This window comes from Bacteroidia bacterium, from assembly GCA_025056095.1.
Taxonomy (GTDB): Bacteria; Bacteroidota; Bacteroidia; order JANWVE01; family JANWVE01; genus JANWVE01.
The window spans coordinates 1-600 of the sequence record JANWVW010000386.1; the positions used below are offsets into that span (position 1 = coordinate 1).

Below are 600 nucleotides of genomic sequence, written 5' to 3' on the forward strand. Positions count from 1 at the left end.
AAAGCTCTTTTAACCACATCATCCATATCATAGTATCTATACTCTGCAAGCCTGCCAACTAAAACAAGATTATTGAAAGCACTTGCAAGCTCTAAATATCTGTTATAAGTCTCTCTCGCTTCTTGTGTAAAGTATGGATAATACGGCACTTTACCAATAGTATACTCGTCTGGATATTCATATACTATAGTTGTATGTTTGGTGTCTAAAGGATGCATATGCTTGAATTCTGTAATCCTCGTGAAATCATAATCATTGGGGTAGTTCACGGTAGCTGTTTCTTGATAGAATTCCTTGGCTATATCTTCAAACCTAAATTTAAGGCTTCTGTAAGGTAGATAACCGAATCTGTAATCAAACAACTCATCAATCATGCCAGTAAATATAAGTTTACCTCTAAACTCCTTACCCAAAAAGTAAATTTTTCTCTCTTCAACATCTACCTTTATCAATTCTTTAAAATCTGTGTTGAGTAGAATCTTTATATTAGGATTCGCCAGCATTCTTTCAAATATTTTCGTATAGCCTTCTTCTGGAATCAACTGATACTTATCAGTGAAATATCTGTCATCCATTCCTATGCATACGGGCACTCTCGCT

1 protein-coding gene is annotated in these 600 nt (G+C 34.7%); it reads right to left on the reverse strand.

Going from position 1 to position 600, the window contains the following annotated elements; genetic code table 11:
• Positions 1-600 (reverse strand): UDP-galactopyranose mutase (locus tag NZ519_14140; GenBank protein ID MCS7029892.1); only part of this gene is annotated, 600 nt, incomplete at both ends.